This window comes from Postechiella marina (assembly GCF_039538365.1).
Lineage (GTDB): Bacteria > Bacteroidota > Bacteroidia > Flavobacteriales > Flavobacteriaceae > Postechiella > Postechiella marina.
In genome coordinates, this window is the sequence record NZ_BAABCA010000006.1 from 187,606 (window position 1) to 207,021 (window position 19,416).

The window sequence follows — 19,416 nt, forward strand, 5'->3', positions numbered from 1 at the left end:
TAAAATTACAGGCTTTTTATTTATTAAAAACACAGTTTAAAGACTTCTAAACTTAAACATTAATTTAAATTAACATTTTTTGTATACAAAATGCAATTTAAAAATATTAAATTCGTAATACTAAACTTAAACAATAAACATTTTATGAAACCCTTCTTTAAAAAAACAAGACATGCCCTAGCCTTGCTAGTTCTAGCCTTTTCAATTACCAATTATTCTTTTTCTCAAAACTCAGAGATAACCATTAAAGGAGAATTAAAAAAGTGGCACAAAGTAACTTTAGAATTGCAAGGCCCAGAAACATCAGAAAACGCAAAAGATAATCCATTTTTAAACTATAAGTTAGATGTTACTTTTAAGCATAAAACTTCTGGAAAAACGTATACTATTCCAGGTTATTATGCTGCTGATGGAGATGCTGGTAACACAAGTGCGATTTCTGGAAATATATGGAAAGTACATTTTGCTCCCGATGAAACTGGAATGTGGGAATATAACATTCGTTTTGTAAAAGGAAAATGGGCAGCAGTTAGAGTGTCTAATAAATTAAAAACAGCTGGAGAAATTAATAAAAAAACAGGATCTTTTAATATTGCTAAATCAGACAAGACAGGCGTCGATTTACGCAGTAAAGGACGCTTAAACTATGTTGGAGAACGTTATTTAAAATTTGCTGAAACTGGTGAATATTTTTTAAAATGTGGATCTGATGCTCCAGAAAATTTTCTTGCATATGATGAATTTGATGGTACATTTCACAACGATGGCTTTAAAGATGATTTAGTAAAAACTTGGGAAGCTCATGAAAAAGATTGGAAACAAGGCGACCCTACTTGGAAAAATGGAAAGGGTAAAGATTTAATTGGGGCAGTAAATTATTTAGCTTCAAAAGGAATGAATGCATTTTCTTTTATTACTATGAATATACAAGGAGACGATAAAAATGTTTTCCCTTATGTAGATTATAATACTTATGATAGATTTGATACCTCTAAACTAGACCAATGGGAAACTGTTTTTGAGCATGCAGATAAATTAGGCATGTTTCTTCACTTTAAAACACTAGAAGCAGAAAATCAGGGTTTATTAGATAATGGAGGAACAGGACTTTACACCAAATTATACTACAGAGAATTAATTGCTCGCTTTGGCCATCACCTAGCACTTAACTGGAACTTATGCGAAGAAACTGGAGACTGGCAAAACCCACCAAGAACCTTTCCAGTAGACGTGCAAGGGCGTCTAACTTTAGCTAACTATGTAGCTTCTATAGACCCATACAAACATCATATTGTAATACATAATGGCAATTGGTTTACTGGAGTTTATGGTAAAGAAAGTAAGTTTACTGGAGCCTCTTTACAAACCAATAAAGACGATTTTAGAAATGTGCACAAATCGGTTTTGCGTATTTTAAAAGAGGCTGATGCAGAAGGAAAAACATGGGCTGTAGCTTGCGACGAGCCCGGAGACGCACAACATTCTTTATTACCTGATGCAGAAAACCCAGAGCATAACAATGCTAGAAAAAACGGTTTGTGGGGTGCAATGATGGCTGGAGCTTGGGGTACAGAATGGTATTTTGGTTATAAGCATGCCCATTCTGACTTGACCTGTCAAGATTATAGATCGCGCGATTTATTTTGGGACCAAGGAAAAATTTGTTTAGATTTTTTTAAAAATAATAATGTAGAGTTTTGGAAAATGACATCTAACGACGCTTTAATATCGACTAAACACGATTATGTTTTAGCAAATGAAGGTAATAGTTATGTAGTTTTCTTAAAAAACGGAGGTAATTCTCAATTAGATATGGGTAACTCTAACTCAAAATACAATGTACTTTGGTACAACCCAAGAACCGGAGGTAAACTTTTAAAAAGCAAAATAAAAACAATAAGTGGTAGCGGTAAACAAGATTTAGGCTTTCCTCCAACCGATAAAACTAAAGATTGGGTAGTATATTTAACTAAGAAATAAAACAATGTCTATTAAGTTTTCTGAAAGGTTTAAAACAAAAACTGATTCTGAATTGCTTGACATAATCGAGAATTGTAGTGCTTATAAAAAAGAAACGCTTATAACTGCTATTTACGAGTTAGGACAAAGAGGCATTAAAAATAATGAGATTGAATTTTTGAAAAATAAAATTCAATCTCAAATTAAATTAAAAGCAGAAACTACAAATTTAGAAAAGAAAAAGACACTACCAATAGAGCTTCCAACTACAATTTATAATGCTTCAAAGCTTATATATTTATCGGCAGCAATAGGCATAATAAACCCTATTGTTATAAATGTGCTTAGCAACACAAATACCTTTTATACCCCAATAAATTTAATTATAGCAAGTACAAGTATTCTCGTTTTTTTAGCTTATATAATAAATCTTGGAAAAAGATGGGCTCGAAATGTTTTTACAATATTATTTACTTTAAGTCTTTTAGCATTTCCTTCTGTTATATTTAGCACTTTTAGGCTCAATACAGTTACAGGAATCCTACCGATATTACAAGTTATTTTACAAGGTTATGCCATTCTATTACTCTTTAATAATAAATCTAGATTATGGTATAAAACAAAAAAGGCTTCCAATTAAATGGAAGCCTTTTACATTTAAAACATATGCTTTTTTTATTTATTCGATTTGTTTTTAAACTTATCAAAATCACTTACCGTTTCTACTTTAGGCCAAGAATTATTTGATGTATCGATATCTGCAGTTTCGTTATTAGGGTCTACAGTAATGCTAATTATCTCTTTTTCTAATGCTAATGCTTTCGAGATTTCATTATCATTTTTACTCCAAACTTGCGCAGGATAAGTAATAGTTTCAGATGTTCCATCTGCATACTTATATTCAACAATTAAAGGCATTACTAATCCGCCTGGTTTTTCAAAAGTAATGTTATAAAAATACTTTGGAGTTTTCATGTTCTTTCGCTCTTCTGAAGTAAAGTTATCCATAACATACTCTTTAAGAATTTTAACATCTTCTAAAGGGGTGTCCTTCTTTAAACTTTCTTTAAAATCTGCACTACCCTCTTCTACCATATAAACTAAAGGTACTAAATCTTTAATTGTTCTTCCTTGACTTTTAAGATAATCTTTAATGTATTGGTTAGGTTTTGATGTTGCATAATATTTTTTAACATCTTTAACTCCTATATCTACCCAATCTGTTGTGTAAAACCATCCTCTCCAGTACCAATCTAAATCGAATGCTGATGCATCTTCCATCGTTCTAAAAAAATCTTCTGGTGTTGGGTGCTTAAACTTCCAACGATTTGCGTATTCTTTAAAAGCATAATCAAACAATTCGCGTCCCATTACTGTTTCTCTCAATATGTTTAATGCAGTTGCAGGCTTACCGTAAGCATTGTTTCCAAATTGATACGTGTTCATACCTTTAGTCATAATTGGAGCTATTTCGTCTTGATTTCCTCCCATGTATGGCACAATCATTTCTGCTGGTCCTCTATCCGATGGAAAATGCTTATCCTTTGGAGATAATGCATCTGGATACCATTCGCCAAAATCTTGCTCGGCTACATACTGTAAAAAAGTATTTAAACCTTCGTCCATCCATGTCCATTGGCGCTCATCACTATTTACAATCATAGGGAAAAAGTTGTGTCCTACTTCGTGAATAATAACACCCATCATGCCATATTTTACTCTATCGCTATAAGTGCCATCTTCTTTTGGTCTTCCCCAGTTCCAACAAATCATTGGATATTCCATACCTTGTTGTTTAGCATGTACAGAAATTGCTTTATGGTAAGGATAATCAAAAGTCATCCTTGAATACGTTTTTAAAGTACTTGCTACAGCTTTAGTAGACCATTGCTCCCATAACGGATTTCCTTCTTTACCATATAAAGATACAGCCATAACGTCTTTATCTCCAATTTTAACCGCCATCATATCCCAAACATAACGTCTTGATGTTGCAAAGCCAAAATCACGTACATTTTTAGCATGTAATTTCCATGTTTTAGTATCTGTAGATTTTGTTTTTTCTGCTGCCTCTGCCTCAGCTTGTGTAACAATTACAACAGGCTTATCGTAAGATTTTTTTGCTAGCTCGTAACGCTGCATCATTGTTTTAGAAAATACTTCTTTTCTGTTTGTTAATTCTCCTGTTCCATCTAAAATATGATCTGCAGGCACTGTAATGTTTACTTGGTAATCTCCAAAAGTTAAAGCAAACTCATCGCGTCCCCAAAACTGAGAATTCTGCCAACCTTCAACATCACTATATACAGCCATTCTTGGGTAAAACTGAGCTATAACATAAGCTCTGTTTCCATCTTTTGGAAAAAACTCGTAACCAGAACGTCCTCTTTTAGTTACGTGATCGTTAATGTTATACCACCATTTTATAGAAAACGAGTATTTATCACCTGGCTCCAATACTTTAGGCAATTCTATACGCATCATGGTTCTGTTAATCATGTGCGGTAAATTTTTACCACTATTATCTTTAACCTCCTCAATATTAAAACCACCATCAAAAGGCTTAGTTGTAAAATCGTTAACAAACGTGCTTGGTCTCATTGCTTGAGATACGCTACCTGTTTCTATTAAAGGTGTTTTAGAATCTTTAGATCGCATGTTTTGATCTAACTGAACCCAAAGGTATTTTAATTTATCTGGAGAATTGTTGGTATATGTAATAGTTTCGAATCCAGAAAGTTTAGCATTCTCATCGTCTAAAACAATGTCCATTTTATAATCTGCTTTCTGCTGATAATAAGAAGCTCCTGGTGCACCAGAAGCATTTCTATACATATTTGGCGTAGCAAACTCATCGTATAACTGTCTAAATTTGTTGGTGTTTTGATGCCCTTTTTGAGGACTTGCATTTTCTTCTTGAGCAAAAGCACTGTTAGAAATTAATGCAATTGAAAGGAAATAATAGGCGATTTTTTTCATTTTCATTTTTAAAATTTATTCAAAGATATAGTGATTTAACCTTACAATTTTTACATTATTATCACTATAAACGCCCAAATGTAAAAAAATTCGAAGATAAATTGCGTTTTTTTAATCAAAAATTAACATAGCAGCGTCTTTTTGTTGCGTAAGAATAAAACTCTTTTGTTTAGAGTTTACTTTGAGTTTAATAATATTTTGCTGTTCTGGATATAAATCGAATAAAACTTTATTTACAACCTCTATAGATTTTATATTATTTATTTGCTCTACTTCTATATAGCATCGTACAATATCTAGGTCGTATTCTTTGCCTATAAAGGCAAAATTTAAATCGTTATTATTAATTTTAATTTTAATTTTCTCTCTTAAATAACGCTCTATATATAAGTTTACGTCGCTAGACTCTGCATCTTCAGCCAAAACTATAGTCTCGTCGTAACGCTCTTGAATTAAGCGTTCTAGATCATCAATAAAAATTCTAGTAATTACTTGTACAGACTTTTTTTCTGGTATATATTCTACTTGAGTAACACTTATATAATACTTATGCATGGCTGTAAAAGCCAAAAGTGGTGCAATAAAAAAAAGTAATAATATTTTAGGGTTCCTCATTAAAAGCTATTTATTTAGAAAATGCGAAGTTAATTCTTTTTCCTTTTTCAAAAAGCATACCAAATCAATTCCTCTTAATTTGCTTTTCTATTTTCTAGATACTGTTTGTATTTAAACCTTAAAAAGATAAGTACATCAAAATCAGATTTATTTTTACAACGCTTTATAAAATTTACGTCATCAGAACAGAAATAAAAAAAATCCATAACATATTCTTCTTCTAATGGGTTCGAAGCTAAAAAATCTTTTTTAAGCCTTGCCTTAATACGTCGCATTAGGGCTTCTTTTTCTTCTATTTTAACGCGATTCTTAAGCATTTTTGTTCTACCAGTTATCGCATTAATAATTGGTGTAAACCCTACTCCTACACCACCGCCACCAACACCTCCTCCAAACCGAGGTTTAAAACTTGAAGCTTCACTTAGTCTGCGCTCACTTTGTGTTGCTATTTTACCGGTATAACCAGGAATACCAACATCCATAAAATTAATAGGTTTTTTATCTAGGTTTATATTCTTCATATCAGAAAACAAATCGCCCGTTAGTACTTTACCAACAATAACCTCGTCTAAAGTATTTACATAATCTTCTAAAACCACTATTATTTTCTGGGTTGATTCTGTTAACTCGTCTATTACAATTTCTTTTAATACATGCTGAATAGAGGAAAACACAATGGTATCGTTTAACTTGGCGTGAATAGTAAAGGCACCATACTGATCTGTTATTGTAAAAAATTGAGCTGTTTTATTTATAACATGAATGTTTTCTACCCCAGAGTTACTTTCTATTACGCCATCTATTTCTAAATGTTGAGCATAAATAGAAGGCATACAAAAAAGTAGTAAAAAAATAAATAGTAAAAATTTCAATATGATTACTTTAGACTTCAAAGAAAGCACATCAAATCTTAAAGAAAGTAAAAAGCCCTTTTAAACTTTTGTTAAAGTAAACAACTGTTTGTTATCTGTTTAAAAACGCTACACTTTTATCTGATAGTAACTGAAGTAACTCCATTTCTTTACCATAATTAAGCAAATTATAGTCAAAATCACTATCCAAAACAAATCTAACAAAGGCCTCTACACGATGCTCTGGTATATCAAAATTATTAACTAAAAACTCAGACCCAAGGTAATATTTAATAGAATGTGCTGGTACTTCTGGTACATCTGCATTTTTTTTATTTTTAACTCCAGACCTAAACAATGGCAATAATAATTGATCTACTATATTTTTTATGTTTAATCCGTTTACCATAGCTGGTAAATGTTGCGCATCCATTGCTACGCTATTAACCTTTGTTGTATTATCTTTTTCAAATTCAAATTCGTTTCTATTTTTTATTCCAAAATATAAAACGTCTAATTTTAACTTATATGGTGTTCTTGCTTCTAGATCTGCGTTTAAATTACCTGTTAACCCTTTAGAAAAAACCACAACCTCGTCTAACTCATTAATTTCATGAATTAAAAAAACTTTTATCGATTTAGATTCAATAATATCCTCGTTTACATTAAAAGTGATGTTTTTATATTGCACACCACTAACTTCTATAATATTATTAAGCTTAACATCTAAGGTAAATTCGCCATTTTCGTTTGTTATAGTACCAATATTTAAAGTTTTATTAAAAACGGTAATTCCAGAAACATCGGCACTTTCCACAATAACCTTACCGTTTACCTGAATTCTGTTTAAATTTTGAGAAAATCCAGATACTGTAACTAATAATATAACAACGAAGAATATATTTTTCATGCTCTTTTTTTATTAAAAATAATGATTTAATTGCTCTCTTGAAACTTAAATCTACATAAAATTTTATCACAATAAATATTTAAGTAGTTTTACTTTTTAGAATATTTTTTTTATGAAAAACATTATTATAGCAAGTACATCGACTATTCACGAAAGTGGATACTTAGAATATATATTAGAAGATTTAAAATCTTTTTTTAGTAACGCAAAAGAAATCCTGTTTATACCATTTGCTAGACCTGGAGGTATGTCTCACGACGACTATACAGCTAACGCAAGAAAAGCCTTTGCTAAAATTAATAAAAACATAGTTGGCCTTCATACTTATAACGATAAGGTTAGTGCTGTTAAAAATGCTCAAGCCATTTTTGTTGGTGGCGGAAACACATTTGTACTTACCAACCAACTTTATAAAAACAATTTAATTGATGCTTTAAAGCAAGCAGTTAATAATGGCACACCTTATTTGGGTACTAGTGCAGGTAGCAATATTTGTGGCCTTACTATAAAAACAACAAACGACATGCCTATTGTTTACCCTTCTAGTTTTAATGCTTTAGGTTTTGTGCCTTTTAATATAAATCCGCATTATTTAGATCCAGATACTACAAGTACACACATGGGAGAAACTCGAGAGACCCGAATTAAAGAGTTTCATAATTTTAATACGCAACCTGTAATTGGTTTACGAGAAGGCAGCTGGTTAGAAGTTAATAATAAGTCTATAATTTTAAAAGGAAAGCTTACTGCCAGAATATTTGAATACAACAAAACACCTTACGAAATAACACCAGAAACAGAGATAAATGACCTAAAATAAAAAGAGCTTCATATTTCTATGAAGCTCTTTAGAGCGAGAGACCGGGTTCGAACCGGCGACATTCAGCTTGGAAGGCTGACGCTCTACCAACTGAGCTACTCTCGCATTTCCGGGTGCAAATATATAACTTTTTTATACTTCAGCAAGAAAAAATTACAACTTCTTAAAAAAATGATAGCCTAATATTTTATAACCTTCATTAAAATAAAACTTATGTGACGCAGCGTTAGACACATAGGTGTTTAATTCTATAGACTCAAAACCTTTACCTTTTACATAATTTTCTATCCATCTAAAAAATTTCTTTCCTAAACCTTGACTTCTATAGGCTTCATCTATATAAACATGGTCTGGCTCTACACTTTTACCAGAGTAATGTCTTGTACAAAACCATAAACCAGTAACACCTATCAAAGTATTATTGGTGTAAATACCAGCACATTCGTAATTTTGATTTATCATTTCTGAAAATCTTTGAGCTAAAACCTCGTCTGAAACTTTATTTCCATTTAATTTTTGAATCAGCGGAATAACAGATTGTATCTTTTCTTTTTCTATAATTTTAAAAGTAAATGTCATACTGTTTTTTTAAGTGAAGATAAATAGATTTAAATAACTTTGATACTAAAAACTACTTTTAACTAAAATGACAACCATTAAACTTATTAACGCTAAAGCCACCTACCCTGTTAGGCATAGTGTTTTACGAAAAGGCAAACCTATAGAAACCTGTTTTTTTAAAGGTGATATGCTACCAACTACACTACATATTGGTTTGTTTTTTAACAATAAATTATCTGGAGTAGCTACCTTATTAACATCACAAAACGCTTTATATACAAACAAAAATCAATACCAATTACGAGGTATGGCTATTCTAGATAAACATCAAGGTAAAGGTTTTGGAAATTTAATTATCGATTTTACAATAGCATTACTTAAAGATAAAAACTGTGACATATTATGGTGCAACGCTCGAGAAGTAGCTAAAGCTTTTTATATAAAAAATGGTTTTAGCACTACAGGAAAACCTTTTAACATAGAAGGCATTGGCAAACATTATATTATGCAAAGAAGCCTTTAAAAATCTAGTGACATTTAAAAAAAATGGTGTCCTAATATTTAAAGTATCATTTTTATTGTAATTTTATTTAACAAAAACCACCCTAAAATGAGAGGTAAAAACTTAAAAGTCCGTTTACTAATTGGAGCAGCTATAGCCATATTTTTTGTTTTAAAAAAATGCAGTCAACAAGAAGTAAATCAATACACAGGAAGAACACAAACCATTTCGATGTCTCCCGACAAAGAAATAGCAATAGGTTTACAAAGCGCCCCACAAATGGCTCAACAACATGGAGGCTTACATAGTAATAACCAATACCAAGCGTTAGTAGACAAAGTAGGTACTAAACTAGTAAACAGTAGTATTGCCAAAGATACACCTTACAGGTACGAATTTCATTTATTAGCAGATCCCAATACAATTAATGCTTTTGCATTACCTGGAGGCCAAATATTTATTACGCATGCCTTATTTTCTAAACTAGAAAACGAAGACCAACTAGCAGGTGTTTTGGGCCATGAAATAGGACACGTTTTAGGCAGACATAGTGCAGAGCGAATTGCCGAAAGCGAATATTGGCAAGGCTTAACAACAGCAGGATCTGTTGGTGCAGACATGGGAGGAGTAATAAGTGGTATTGGGCAAAATACATTACTTACAAATGGTCGTGATGACGAATTAGAAAGTGATGACTTAGGAGTTAGGTTCATGATAAAAGCTGGCTACAACCCAAAAGAAATGATTGGTGTTATGGAAATTTTAAAAGCTGCTGCAGGCCCTAATCGTGTTCCAGAATTTAAAAGCACACACCCCGACCCAGATAATAGGATAGAAAAAATACAAGAGTCTATAGAAAAATATCAAAATCAATCACAAAAAAATGCCTCTTAAAAGAGGCATTTTTAGAGTGACTAACTCAAAAATAATTATTTAAATTATTTTTTCTTTTTAGATAATGCCTTTTTTATAATTGCAGCTGCATCTTTTGCTCCATGCATTTTAGCATATTGAAGCGCTGTTTTGTCTTTAGCAGACTTAGTTCTTAAATTTGCACCTTCTTTTATTAAAAGTTTTAAAATTTCTGTACGATTAAATTTTGCAGCGTACATAGCAGGTGTCATGCCATTAGATTTTTCGTTAACATCTTCTCCAAAAGCTAACAACTTAACAACCGTATCCATATCGCCCTTGGCTATAGATACACAAAAAGAATTTACTTTAAAGTAAACCGTCTTGTTAGATGTTTTAATGTTAGAGTTAACTGTACTTGCATTTACTGTTACAATTGAAAAGCATAATGCGATTGCGGAAATAATGATTGATTTTTTCATGATTAATGATTTTTGATTTGATGAATGATTTATATTTTGATTATACTTAAAAGACGACAAGTTTTTAAAAGTGTTACAGAAAAAAAAGTTTTTTTTTTATTCTTAATGTTTCATTTACATTAATTTAACAATTCTAGATCTAGTTGATAAATTCGTAATTATGTAGTAAAACAAGTGTATTTCAGGCCTTTTTATTAGTCAAAAACTTTATAATCTTATATATTTGTTACCTAATAAAAAGTTTAAAAAATGAACAAAAAAGTTATCTTAATGATACTTGATGGATGGGGGAATTCTCCAGACCCAAAAGTATCTGCTATCGATCATGCAAATACATCTTTTATCGATTCGCTTTATAAAAAATTCCCTTACGCCACTTTAAGAACAGACGGGCTACATGTAGGTTTACCTGAAGGACAAATGGGAAACAGCGAAGTAGGACACATGAACCTTGGTGCTGGTAGAATTGTATATCAAGATTTAGCAAAAATTAATTTAGCGGTAGAAAAAGATACTTTAAAAGACGAAAAAGTATTAGTTGATGCTCTTAAATACGCATCAGACAACAATAAAAACGTTCACTTTTTAGGCTTATTAAGTAACGGTGGCGTACACGCACACACTAGCCACTTAAAAGGTTTTATAGATGCTGCCAACAAAGCAGGAGTAAATTCTTTTGTACACGCTTTTACAGATGGTCGCGATGTAGATCCAAAATCTGGTAAAGGTTATGTACAAGATTTAGAAAACTATATTGAAGGTACAAAAGCAAAAATAGCAACTATAACAGGTCGCTATTATGCTATGGATAGAGATACACGTTGGGAACGCGTACAGTTAGCTTACAATGCTATTGCAAATGGAATTGGCGAAAAAACAAATAACCCAACAAGCGCCATTCAAACCAATTACGATAACGATATTACAGACGAGTTTATAAAACCTTTAATTGTTACAGATAATAATAACGAGCCTGTAGCTAAGGTAGAAAAAGACGACGTTGTTATATTTTTTAACTTTAGAACAGATAGAGGTCGAGAATTAACAGAAATGTTAAATCAAAAAGATTTCCCAGAATACAACACAAAAAAAATTGACTTATACTACGTAACCATTACAAATTACAGTGATGATTTTGAAGGTATAAAAGTTATCTTTAATAAAGATAACATATCTGAAACCCTTGGAGAAGTTCTTTCTAAAAACGGTAAAAAACAAATTAGAATTGCAGAAACAGAAAAATACCCACACGTAACCTTTTTCTTTTCTGGCGGACAAGAAACTCCTTTTGAAGGCGAGTCTAGAATACTAAAAAACTCCCCTAAAGTTGCAACTTACGATTTAAAACCAGAAATGAGTGCTTACGAATTACGTGACGCTTTAGTTCCCGAATTACAAAAAGGCGAAGCAGATTTTGTTTGCTTAAACTTTGCAAACGGAGACATGGTTGGGCATACAGGTATTATGGAAGCTGCTATAAAAGCTTGCGAAGCTGTAGACGCTTGTGTTAAAGATGTAGTAACAACTGGATTAGAAAATGGTTATACTACCTTATTAATAGCAGATCATGGAAATTGCGAAACCATGATAAACCCAGATGGTTCTCCAAACACAGCGCATACAACTAACCCTGTTCCTGTTATTTTAATAGACAATGATTTAAAAGAAATAAAAGACGGAGTTTTAGGCGATATGGCACCAACCATTTTAAAACTTATTGGAGTAGAGCAACCTAAAGCAATGACGCAACATTCATTAATTTAAAAATATATTTAGATGATTTCGAACGCAAAACTTATTATTGCTGTAGATTTTGACGGTACAGTCGTAGATGACGCATATCCTAAAATAGGAAAAACAAAAATTTTTGCGTTCGAAACTCTAAAAAAACTTCAAGAAGAAGGCCACCGCTTAATACTGTGGACTTATAGATGTGGAAAAAAACTAGACGAAGCAGTTAAGTTTTGCGAAGATAATGGCATTTACTTTTACGCTATAAACAATAGCTTTTCTGAGGAAGAATATACGCCAGACATTAGTCGAAAAATAAATGCTGACGTATTTATAGACGATAGAAACGTTGGTGGTTTTCCTGGTTGGGGCGAAGTATACCAAATACTAACCAACGAAACGCCACAAATACCTAAAAAAAGAGGTCTATTTGGACTTTTTAAATAATTTCGTCTTTTTAATACTTTAAAATCGTTTGACTTAAAACTATTTGTTTAAGTATCTTTGCATTTCTATTATTTAAAGAAATGATTAAAATAAAAACAAGCGAAGAAATAGAATTAATGCGAGAAAGTGCATTAATTGTATCTAAAACATTAGGTGAAATTGCTAAAGAAATTAAACCAGGTGTAACAACATTACAATTAGATAAAATAGCAGAAGCATGTATTCGAGATCAAGGGGCAATACCTGGTTTTCTTGGATTATATGATTTTCCTAATACACTTTGCATGAGTCCTAATTCTCAGGTAGTACACGGTATTCCTAATGGTACACCTTTAGTAGAAGGCGATATTATTTCTATTGATTGTGGCGCTTTAAAAAACGGTTTTTACGGAGACCACGCCTATACATTTGCTGTTGGAGAAATAGACCCAGAAACAGAAAAGCTACTTCGAGTAACCAAAGAATCTTTATACGTTGGCATAAGAGAGTTTAAAGCCAATAATCGTGTTGGCGATGTTGGTTACGCTATTCAAAAACATTGTGAAGACCAAGGTTACGGAGTGGTAAGAGAACTTGTTGGTCATGGTTTAGGCAGTAAAATGCACGAAGATCCAGAAATGCCTAATTACGGTAAACGAGGTCGAGGAAAAAAATTTGTAGACGGTATGGTTGTTGCCATAGAACCAATGATTAACCTTGGTACACAACGCATAAAACAACATAGAGATGGTTGGACTATTACCACTTTAGATAATAAGCCATCTGCTCATTTTGAACATGATGTTGCTCTTGTTAATGGTAAACCAGAGTTACTTTCTACTTTTGCTTATATATACGAGGCTTTAGGCATTAAAAGTAACGAAGAGGATGAATTTAGACAAAAAGCACTAGTCTTATAAAATGATTAATCTTTATACAATTACTCAAGAACTCAAACCTTTACAAAAACAACTTAACAACCATAAACTATACAACAATTTAAATTCTATAGATGATATTAAAATTTTTATGGAGCAACATGTTTTTGCTGTCTGGGATTTTATGTCGTTACTAAAAGCACTTCAAAATCATTTAACAAATACTTCGCTACCATGGATACCGGTAAACAATCCATCTACAGCTCGATTTATTAACGAAATAGTTTTAGGCGAAGAAAGTGATATAAACGAAATAGGAGAACCTAAAAGTCATTACGAAATGTATATAGACGCCATGCATCAAATAGGTGCAGAAACAATCTCTATTAATACATTTGTGGATACAATTTCGAATGGTTTTTCTATTAATGAAGCTTCAAGTATTATAAATTTAAACACAAAAACTAAAGCTTTTATAAATTTTACTTTTGATATTATAAATACAAACGAGCCGCATAAAATAGCTTCTGCTTTTACCTTTGGTAGAGAAGATGTTATTCCAGATATGTTTTTTCAAATTATAAATCAATCTGAAAAAGAAAGTGCAGCCTCCTATAGTAAACTAACTTACTATTTAAAACGCCATATAGAACTAGATGGAGACCAGCATGGCCCTTTATCTTTAAAAATGATTGAAGAATTATGTGGTAATAGCGAGCAAAAATGGAACGATGTGCTAGAGGTTGCAAAAAAAGCATTAACACATAGAATAGCTTTATGGCAAGGTATTCTAGACTTAATTTCTGTTAATAAAAAGGCTTTAGTAACCCTATAAAAGAAGAAAAAAAGCTTGAAAAAAACTTTTAAAATACTGCTTAACCTTGTTCCTAGGCCTTTACTTATAAGGTTAAGTTATGTTGTACGCCCAATTTTAGCTTTTTTTTTAAGAGGCAATACCTTTACAGATCCTATTGATGGCAAAAGTTTTAAAAGCTTCTTGTCTTATGGTTACGAAACACAACGAAATAATGTACTTTCTCCATCTACCCTCTCTTTAGAAAGACATCGATTACTTTGGTTATATTTAAAAAATGAAACCGATTTTTTTACCGCTAAAAAAAGTGTACTACATTTTGCTCCAGAACAATGTTTTTTAGATCGTTTTAGAAAACTAAAAAATTTAGAATATACTACCACAGATTTACTGTCCCCAATTGCAGATGTTAAGGCAGACATATGCAACCTCCCATTTAAAGACAATAGTTATGATGTTATTTTATGCAACCATGTATTAGAACATATTCCTGACGATACAAAAGCAATGCAAGAATTATATCGCGTTTTAAAACCTGGAGGTTATGGTATATTTCAAATCCCTCAAGATTTAAGTAGGCAAACTACTTTTGAAGATAACTCGATAACGGATAAAAAAGAGCGAGCTAAAATTTTTGGACAATATGATCATGTTCGTGTTTACGGGCGCGATTATTTTGAAAAGCTTCGCAGTATTGGTTTTACTGTTGAAGAGGTAGATTACACAGCTTCTCTTTCTGCGGAAGCGATAAAAAAATATTGTTTGGCAAAAGGAGAAATTATTCCTGTAGTTAGTAAAAACAATTAAAATGACACAGCAAACTTTTATTATTACTGGTGCTTTATTTGGTATGTTAGCCATAATCTTTGGCGCTTTTGGCGCTCATGCCCTAAAGAAAATATTAATCGAAGACCAACTTAAAAGTTTTGAAACTGGCGTAAAATACCAAATGTATCATGCTATTGTTTTACTAATGCTTGGTTTTAATCTTGAATATTCCACCAATGCAATGTACTGGTGTTTTACAGTTGGAATATTATTATTCTCGTTTAGCATTTACGGTTTGGTTTTAAGTGACGCCAAAGGAAAGAAAATGAAATTTCTAGGACCAATTACTCCAATTGGTGGTTTGCTTTTTGTAATTGGTTGGGCATTACTTTTGCTTAGTGCCTTATAACCAATATTAAAATAATTGGGTAAAAACAAACCCCAATACTGCATAAAAAAACACAAGAAATAATTCTAACTTATAGGCTTTTAAAAATTTCATAGCATATCTCTAATAAAAAAGAGAAGCCTTTATTTAGGCCTCTCTTTTTACAAAAACTATTAACTAAAACTTAATTAATTACTTTAGTTCCTCCACAATTAGAATTAGCGGTATATGCTTTTCTACTTGTTGTTTCGTAATAATTAGTGTTTGTATCTTTAGTATTCTTGGTTTGAAAATAAGCATCTGTTTCACAATTCCAGTTTGTAGATGCTCCTGAGCTTAATTCTGTACCTGGGTTTCTACTGCCTTTCGTTGCTATATAAATTGTTCTACCCATATTATTTTTTAAAGTAACTTCATTTTTAGCTGCATAACCTTCGGCACGCCTACGATTTTCTAAAATTGCTTGCCCTTCTGCACTTTTCCAATACGCATCATTTGTTTTATTAACATGATCGTAATACCCGTTTACTGCATTTTCAATTATTGCAATATCTGCTTTATCTTTTGTTGTAAGCGCGTATGCATCTTGCTTTGCTTTCATTGTTTCTAGATAATCTAACACATACTTGTTTAAATCCATGCTTTCGGCTTTCTTGCAAGCAGGACTTGTACATTCGGCAGGTACTTTATTCATTGCAGCAGCTTTTAGTTTACCCATAAATGCTCCAAACTTCTTTTTCTTTTTTCTGTCGCTTTTATCATTTTCAGTTCCGGTTGCACCTACTCTAATATAAATTTCGTTTATATCATTAAACACTAGTCCGTCGTTTTCTTTCCAAACATTGCCTACTTTAAAAATATAATCGCCTACTACAACAAGCCCTTTTCTAGAAATTTTATCTACTAAATGCGATACGTTTGGGTAGCCTATTATTTTACTAGATTTAGATTTTGTAGCATCTATAGTATAACTAGATTTATCGTTTTTAGTAGCAGGCACTAATTTTACACCAGAATAAATCCCCTGTTTTTTAAGTAGTTCTACTTTTACTTGGTATTGTTTGCCTTTAATTACTTGTTTACCATCATCATCTTTATATACAGAATAATAACGTTGGTATACAGCCTCTTCGCCATGAGCTTCTATTGCTTTAAAAAAAGATTGTTGAGAAAACCCTAATGTTGTAAATAAAAATAAGGTTAATAGGTGTATTGTTTTCATGATAAATTTGGTTTTTAAATTAGTATATATTTAGCGATAAAAAGAGCAACAGTAGCACCCTTTTTATCGCTTATAAGTATTTATTGTTTAATGAAACGTTTTGTAGAAATATTACCGTTTTTGTCTTCTATTTTAATTAAATACACACCATTTGTAAGCTTAGATGTATTTATAGATTTAGATGAAGTTTGCAACACTTTATTACCTAAAACAGAATAGATAACTGCGTTTTTAAACTGAGACTTCAAGTCTATATTTAATTGTGACGATGTTGGATTTGGATACAACTTTACACCTAATGCTTCATTTCTATAATTTTTAGCACTTAAAGTTTGATTGTATTCGTAAGCACCTAAATCTACTGTTGTCCCACTAATACGGTCGTTACCCAATAAATCTTTTGTATTTGTAACATACTGGCTACCACCAGTATCTATTACAGGCGAGCTACCTTGTAATGTATAATCTCCATTAGATGCATTTGAAAATAAAGGGTTTGAGGTAAGTATATTTTGTTTATCTGTCCAATTACTAAAATTATCTGGGTCTAAAGTATTTCTTGCAATAACACTATTTGGAGGTGTTTGGTTTCCCCAAGTATTTACTACTTTTTTTTCGACTGAAGTTGTATTAGGCTCAAAATTATTATGAAAAATAGAATTATATATAGAAACGTCAGAAGTAGCATTAAGCACTGAGGCTGTGATTATCCCAGCTGGGTTTGATAAATCAGAACCATTAAAATTATTATCGGCTATGGTACAATTTATAAATCGACTTTGATGATTACTACTTTGAATATTAGCTCTAAACCAAAATAAATTATTAACTCCAGATGCTGATGCCCCATTTGTTGGGTAAGATAATATATTTGAGACTTTATTGCCATAAATAAGGCAATTTACAAATGTGGTTGTCATGATATCATTTATATTTCTTGGATTTGCTACATACATCACTGTAGAATGGCGAGCTAGATTATTCTTAAATACACAATTAGAAAAAATGTAGTTATAATTACCTGTTTGCGTATTATTGTGAGTTAAAAATACGGTACCTCCATCTGTAGCCATGTTCCTTTCAAAAATTACCTTATTGATAGTCGCATTTTTTGCAGATTCAGAAAAGTATAATGCAGAACCTGAACGTCTAGAGGAATCTGTAGAACTATCAGCATAGCCTCCAGAAATTGTTACACCATCTAAAACAACATGATCTCCACTAACCCAAACCACTCTATGGCTATTCTCAGAAAATTGACTTATTGAAAAATCTATAAACGCATTGCCATCATTTCCAGATCTATCACCAGAAAACACTACTGAATTTGCTATAACATCTCGTTGAGTAAATAAAGTTTCTGTACCATTAAAACCTCCGTATATTTTTTGATTTGCTGTAACTATTATACTAGAATCTTCAAAACTAGTATTTGGTTTATACGTACCAGAAGCAATCCAGAAATCTTTACCTTGGTTAGCATTTAGAGCTGTATTAATATTGTTATAAGCATCTGTCCAAGATGTTCCATCATTATTTCCAGTGGCATTAACATCGACATAAATAGGTATTGACATTGTACTAAATGTATGTGGTGAGGTCCAATAAGACGCACTGCCACCGCAATTTCCACGTACATAGACATTGTACTCTGTATCTGTTGTTAATCCAGTTAGTAAATATCCCGAAGTAACATTAGTAATGATAGTAGCATTAGAAAATGAAAGTGATGATTCATGATAAGCAAGATCCCATGAGGTTTGTACTGGATTATTATTCCAATTTATTTCAGCACTATTGAATCCAACGTTATTTGCCATTAAATTTGTTGGCGCGCAATTAGATTCTGCATTTAAGGATTGTATTTCGGCTAACGATAAGGCTCTATCATAAATTCTTAAATTATCTATCACATCTGCATATTGGTTGTTAGCTACTAAACTTGAAGTTCGGTTTTGATTTATTACAAAATCTCCTGTATTGTCTACTAAATCTAAATGTAATCTTACAGAATTTTGGGTGGTTTGGGCGATATCTAAAGCCCCATCGATATATACTTCTCTTGTATAAAAAGAAGATCCAGAATTACTGTTATTATTTAAACTTTGCTTAATAATAACTATAATGTGATGCCATTGTCCATCTGCAATATTAGTATTACTTGTAGTTCCGTACTCATTCTGTTCTATACCAGAAGTAGCATATACTTGAATTCTGGTTCTAATAGAAGTTTTTATTTTACCATTAATTAGAGATACGTAAAACCCATACTCGTTTGTAGCAAAAACATCATTTGCCATATTGCTTTTAGTCATAATAATCCTATTGTTAGCATCATTTGCACTTGTTTTAACCCAAAAACTAAGCGACATATTATTAAAACTAAAATTAGATCTAGTTAACTTAGTTGAATTTAAATTAATAGCATTAGTATTTAAATCAGCATATCTATCATCTACTACCTGAAAAGCTGAACCAACTTGAGTTAAGCTACCATTATTTTGGGTATCTTGAAGTGATCCATTGTCAAAATAATACTCACTTAATAAGTCTGACTGAGGGATTTGCGAATAAGCAATACCAAAAAAAAGAAGCATATAAAATAAAAGTAATCGTGTTTTCATAATAAATTTGGTTTTATAATTATGAAAACAAAAA

Annotated in this window: 19 protein-coding genes and 1 tRNA gene; 11 read left to right on the forward strand and 9 right to left on the reverse strand. The window is 31.7% G+C overall.

The genetic code is table 11. The features are described from left to right. The first annotated feature begins 144 nt into the window (after positions 1 to 144). Together ABD715_RS14410 and ABD715_RS14415 are read left to right on the forward strand one after the other, a co-directional pair. Complete coding sequence (locus ABD715_RS14410) at positions 145 to 1,980, forward strand: DUF5060 domain-containing protein (protein WP_344789002.1); 1,836 nt, start codon at positions 145 to 147, stop codon at positions 1,978 to 1,980. 4 nt (positions 1,981 to 1,984) lie between these two features. After that, entirely contained in the window at positions 1,985 to 2,599 is a 615-nt protein-coding gene (locus tag ABD715_RS14415; RefSeq protein WP_344789003.1) for a hypothetical protein, read from the forward strand. A 35-nt stretch (positions 2,600 to 2,634) separates the two neighbouring features. Here the strand turns inward: ABD715_RS14415 and ABD715_RS14420 are convergent, their stop codons facing one another. From ABD715_RS14420 to ABD715_RS14435, 4 genes are all read right to left on the reverse strand, one after another. Beyond that, complete coding sequence (locus ABD715_RS14420; RefSeq protein WP_344789212.1) at positions 2,635 to 4,938, reverse strand: M1 family metallopeptidase; 2,304 nt, start codon at positions 4,936 to 4,938, stop codon at positions 2,635 to 2,637. A 111-nt stretch (positions 4,939 to 5,049) separates the two neighbouring features. Beyond that, positions 5,050 to 5,553, reverse strand: coding sequence for a DUF6702 family protein (locus ABD715_RS14425; RefSeq protein ID WP_344789004.1), 504 nt, complete (start codon positions 5,551 to 5,553; stop codon positions 5,050 to 5,052). Between the two features lie 74 nt (positions 5,554 to 5,627). Beyond that, the gene (locus ABD715_RS14430) at positions 5,628 to 6,386 is read right to left on the reverse strand and encodes a hypothetical protein (RefSeq protein WP_344789005.1); all 759 of its coding nucleotides are present in this window, start codon (positions 6,384 to 6,386) and stop codon (positions 5,628 to 5,630) included. A gap of 130 nt (positions 6,387 to 6,516) precedes the next feature. Continuing rightward, on the reverse strand, positions 6,517 to 7,314 hold the full coding sequence (locus tag ABD715_RS14435; RefSeq protein WP_344789006.1) for a carboxypeptidase-like regulatory domain-containing protein: 798 nt from the start codon (positions 7,312 to 7,314) through the stop codon (positions 6,517 to 6,519). A 112-nt stretch (positions 7,315 to 7,426) separates the two neighbouring features. Between ABD715_RS14435 and pepE the strand changes: the two genes are divergently transcribed. Further along, on the forward strand, positions 7,427 to 8,134 hold the full coding sequence (gene pepE / locus ABD715_RS14440) for a dipeptidase PepE (RefSeq protein WP_344789007.1): 708 nt from the start codon (positions 7,427 to 7,429) through the stop codon (positions 8,132 to 8,134). Between the two features lie 32 nt (positions 8,135 to 8,166). On the opposite strand, the gene ABD715_RS14445 is transcribed toward pepE, so the two are convergent. Next, a tRNA-Gly gene (locus ABD715_RS14445) sits at positions 8,167 to 8,239 on the reverse strand. 48 nt (positions 8,240 to 8,287) lie between these two features. Continuing rightward, positions 8,288 to 8,713 carry a GNAT family N-acetyltransferase gene (locus ABD715_RS14450; protein ID WP_344789008.1) on the reverse strand — a complete coding sequence of 142 codons (426 nt, stop codon included), beginning with the start codon at positions 8,711 to 8,713 and terminating at the stop codon, positions 8,288 to 8,290. Between the two features lie 67 nt (positions 8,714 to 8,780). Here ABD715_RS14450 and ABD715_RS14455 point away from each other — a divergent pair, with 67 nt between their 5' ends. Next, the gene (locus tag ABD715_RS14455) at positions 8,781 to 9,218 is read left to right on the forward strand and encodes a GNAT family N-acetyltransferase (RefSeq protein ID WP_344789009.1); all 438 of its coding nucleotides are present in this window, start codon (positions 8,781 to 8,783) and stop codon (positions 9,216 to 9,218) included. Between the two features lie 87 nt (positions 9,219 to 9,305). Continuing rightward, positions 9,306 to 10,091, forward strand: coding sequence for a M48 family metalloprotease (locus tag ABD715_RS14460; protein ID WP_344789010.1), 786 nt, complete (start codon positions 9,306 to 9,308; stop codon positions 10,089 to 10,091). A gap of 44 nt (positions 10,092 to 10,135) precedes the next feature. Here ABD715_RS14460 and ABD715_RS14465 read toward each other — a convergent pair whose 3' ends face one another. Beyond that, on the reverse strand, positions 10,136 to 10,531 hold the full coding sequence (locus ABD715_RS14465; RefSeq protein WP_344789011.1) for an ankyrin repeat domain-containing protein: 396 nt from the start codon (positions 10,529 to 10,531) through the stop codon (positions 10,136 to 10,138). Between the two features lie 249 nt (positions 10,532 to 10,780). Here ABD715_RS14465 and gpmI point away from each other — a divergent pair, with 249 nt between their 5' ends. The 6 genes from gpmI to ABD715_RS14495 all read left to right on the forward strand — a co-directional run bounded on the left by gpmI (position 10,781) and on the right by ABD715_RS14495 (position 15,557). Beyond that, positions 10,781 to 12,295, forward strand: a complete 1,515-nt coding sequence (gene gpmI, locus ABD715_RS14470) for a 2,3-bisphosphoglycerate-independent phosphoglycerate mutase (RefSeq protein WP_344789012.1) — start codon at positions 10,781 to 10,783, stop codon at positions 12,293 to 12,295. 12 nt (positions 12,296 to 12,307) lie between these two features. Further along, a complete protein-coding gene (locus ABD715_RS14475; protein WP_344789013.1) occupies positions 12,308 to 12,709 on the forward strand; it encodes a BT0820 family HAD-type phosphatase in 402 nt (133 codons plus the stop codon). 80 nt (positions 12,710 to 12,789) lie between these two features. Continuing rightward, a complete protein-coding gene (gene map / locus ABD715_RS14480; protein WP_344789014.1) occupies positions 12,790 to 13,608 on the forward strand; it encodes a type I methionyl aminopeptidase in 819 nt (272 codons plus the stop codon). Position 13,609: 1 nt separating this feature from the next. Next, positions 13,610 to 14,401 carry a DUF3050 domain-containing protein gene (locus ABD715_RS14485; RefSeq protein ID WP_344789015.1) on the forward strand — a complete coding sequence of 264 codons (792 nt, stop codon included), beginning with the start codon at positions 13,610 to 13,612 and terminating at the stop codon, positions 14,399 to 14,401. Between the two features lie 15 nt (positions 14,402 to 14,416). Then, a complete protein-coding gene (locus ABD715_RS14490; protein ID WP_344789016.1) occupies positions 14,417 to 15,187 on the forward strand; it encodes a class I SAM-dependent methyltransferase in 771 nt (256 codons plus the stop codon). A gap of 1 nt (position 15,188) precedes the next feature. Next, the gene (locus ABD715_RS14495) at positions 15,189 to 15,557 is read left to right on the forward strand and encodes a DUF423 domain-containing protein (protein ID WP_344789017.1); all 369 of its coding nucleotides are present in this window, start codon (positions 15,189 to 15,191) and stop codon (positions 15,555 to 15,557) included. 163 nt (positions 15,558 to 15,720) lie between these two features. On the opposite strand, the gene ABD715_RS14500 is transcribed toward ABD715_RS14495, so the two are convergent. Together ABD715_RS14500 and ABD715_RS14505 are read right to left on the reverse strand one after the other, a co-directional pair. Then, positions 15,721 to 16,758, reverse strand: a complete 1,038-nt coding sequence (locus ABD715_RS14500) for a hypothetical protein (RefSeq protein WP_344789018.1) — start codon at positions 16,756 to 16,758, stop codon at positions 15,721 to 15,723. Positions 16,759 to 16,838: 80 nt separating this feature from the next. Continuing rightward, positions 16,839 to 19,382 (reverse strand): LamG-like jellyroll fold domain-containing protein, encoded by a 2,544-nt coding sequence (locus ABD715_RS14505; RefSeq protein ID WP_344789019.1) that lies wholly within the window; start codon positions 19,380 to 19,382, stop codon positions 16,839 to 16,841. Positions 19,383 to 19,416: the final 34 nt, after the last annotated feature.

Excerpts from the sequence above, each read along its gene's own strand:
- ABD715_RS14410 (WP_344789002.1), top strand. The coding sequence starts at position 145 with ATGAAACCCTTCTTTAAAAAAACAAGACATGCCCTAGCCTTGCTAGTT.
- ABD715_RS14415 (WP_344789003.1), top strand. The coding sequence starts at position 1,985 with ATGTCTATTAAGTTTTCTGAAAGGTTTAAAACAAAAACTGATTCTGAA.
- ABD715_RS14420 (WP_344789212.1), bottom strand. The coding sequence starts at position 4,938 with ATGAAAAAAATCGCCTATTATTTCCTTTCAATTGCATTAATTTCTAAC.
- ABD715_RS14425 (WP_344789004.1), bottom strand. The coding sequence starts at position 5,553 with ATGAGGAACCCTAAAATATTATTACTTTTTTTTATTGCACCACTTTTG.
- ABD715_RS14430 (WP_344789005.1), bottom strand. The coding sequence starts at position 6,386 with ATGCCTTCTATTTATGCTCAACATTTAGAAATAGATGGCGTAATAGAA.
- ABD715_RS14435 (WP_344789006.1), bottom strand. The coding sequence starts at position 7,314 with ATGAAAAATATATTCTTCGTTGTTATATTATTAGTTACAGTATCTGGA.
- pepE (WP_344789007.1), top strand. The coding sequence starts at position 7,427 with ATGAAAAACATTATTATAGCAAGTACATCGACTATTCACGAAAGTGGA.
- ABD715_RS14450 (WP_344789008.1), bottom strand. The coding sequence starts at position 8,713 with ATGACATTTACTTTTAAAATTATAGAAAAAGAAAAGATACAATCTGTT.
- ABD715_RS14455 (WP_344789009.1), top strand. The coding sequence starts at position 8,781 with ATGACAACCATTAAACTTATTAACGCTAAAGCCACCTACCCTGTTAGG.
- ABD715_RS14460 (WP_344789010.1), top strand. The coding sequence starts at position 9,306 with ATGAGAGGTAAAAACTTAAAAGTCCGTTTACTAATTGGAGCAGCTATA.
- ABD715_RS14465 (WP_344789011.1), bottom strand. The coding sequence starts at position 10,531 with ATGAAAAAATCAATCATTATTTCCGCAATCGCATTATGCTTTTCAATT.
- gpmI (WP_344789012.1), top strand. The coding sequence starts at position 10,781 with ATGAACAAAAAAGTTATCTTAATGATACTTGATGGATGGGGGAATTCT.
- ABD715_RS14475 (WP_344789013.1), top strand. The coding sequence starts at position 12,308 with ATGATTTCGAACGCAAAACTTATTATTGCTGTAGATTTTGACGGTACA.
- map (WP_344789014.1), top strand. The coding sequence starts at position 12,790 with ATGATTAAAATAAAAACAAGCGAAGAAATAGAATTAATGCGAGAAAGT.
- ABD715_RS14485 (WP_344789015.1), top strand. The coding sequence starts at position 13,610 with ATGATTAATCTTTATACAATTACTCAAGAACTCAAACCTTTACAAAAA.
- ABD715_RS14495 (WP_344789017.1), top strand. The coding sequence starts at position 15,189 with ATGACACAGCAAACTTTTATTATTACTGGTGCTTTATTTGGTATGTTA.
- ABD715_RS14500 (WP_344789018.1), bottom strand. The coding sequence starts at position 16,758 with ATGAAAACAATACACCTATTAACCTTATTTTTATTTACAACATTAGGG.
- ABD715_RS14505 (WP_344789019.1), bottom strand. The coding sequence starts at position 19,382 with ATGAAAACACGATTACTTTTATTTTATATGCTTCTTTTTTTTGGTATT.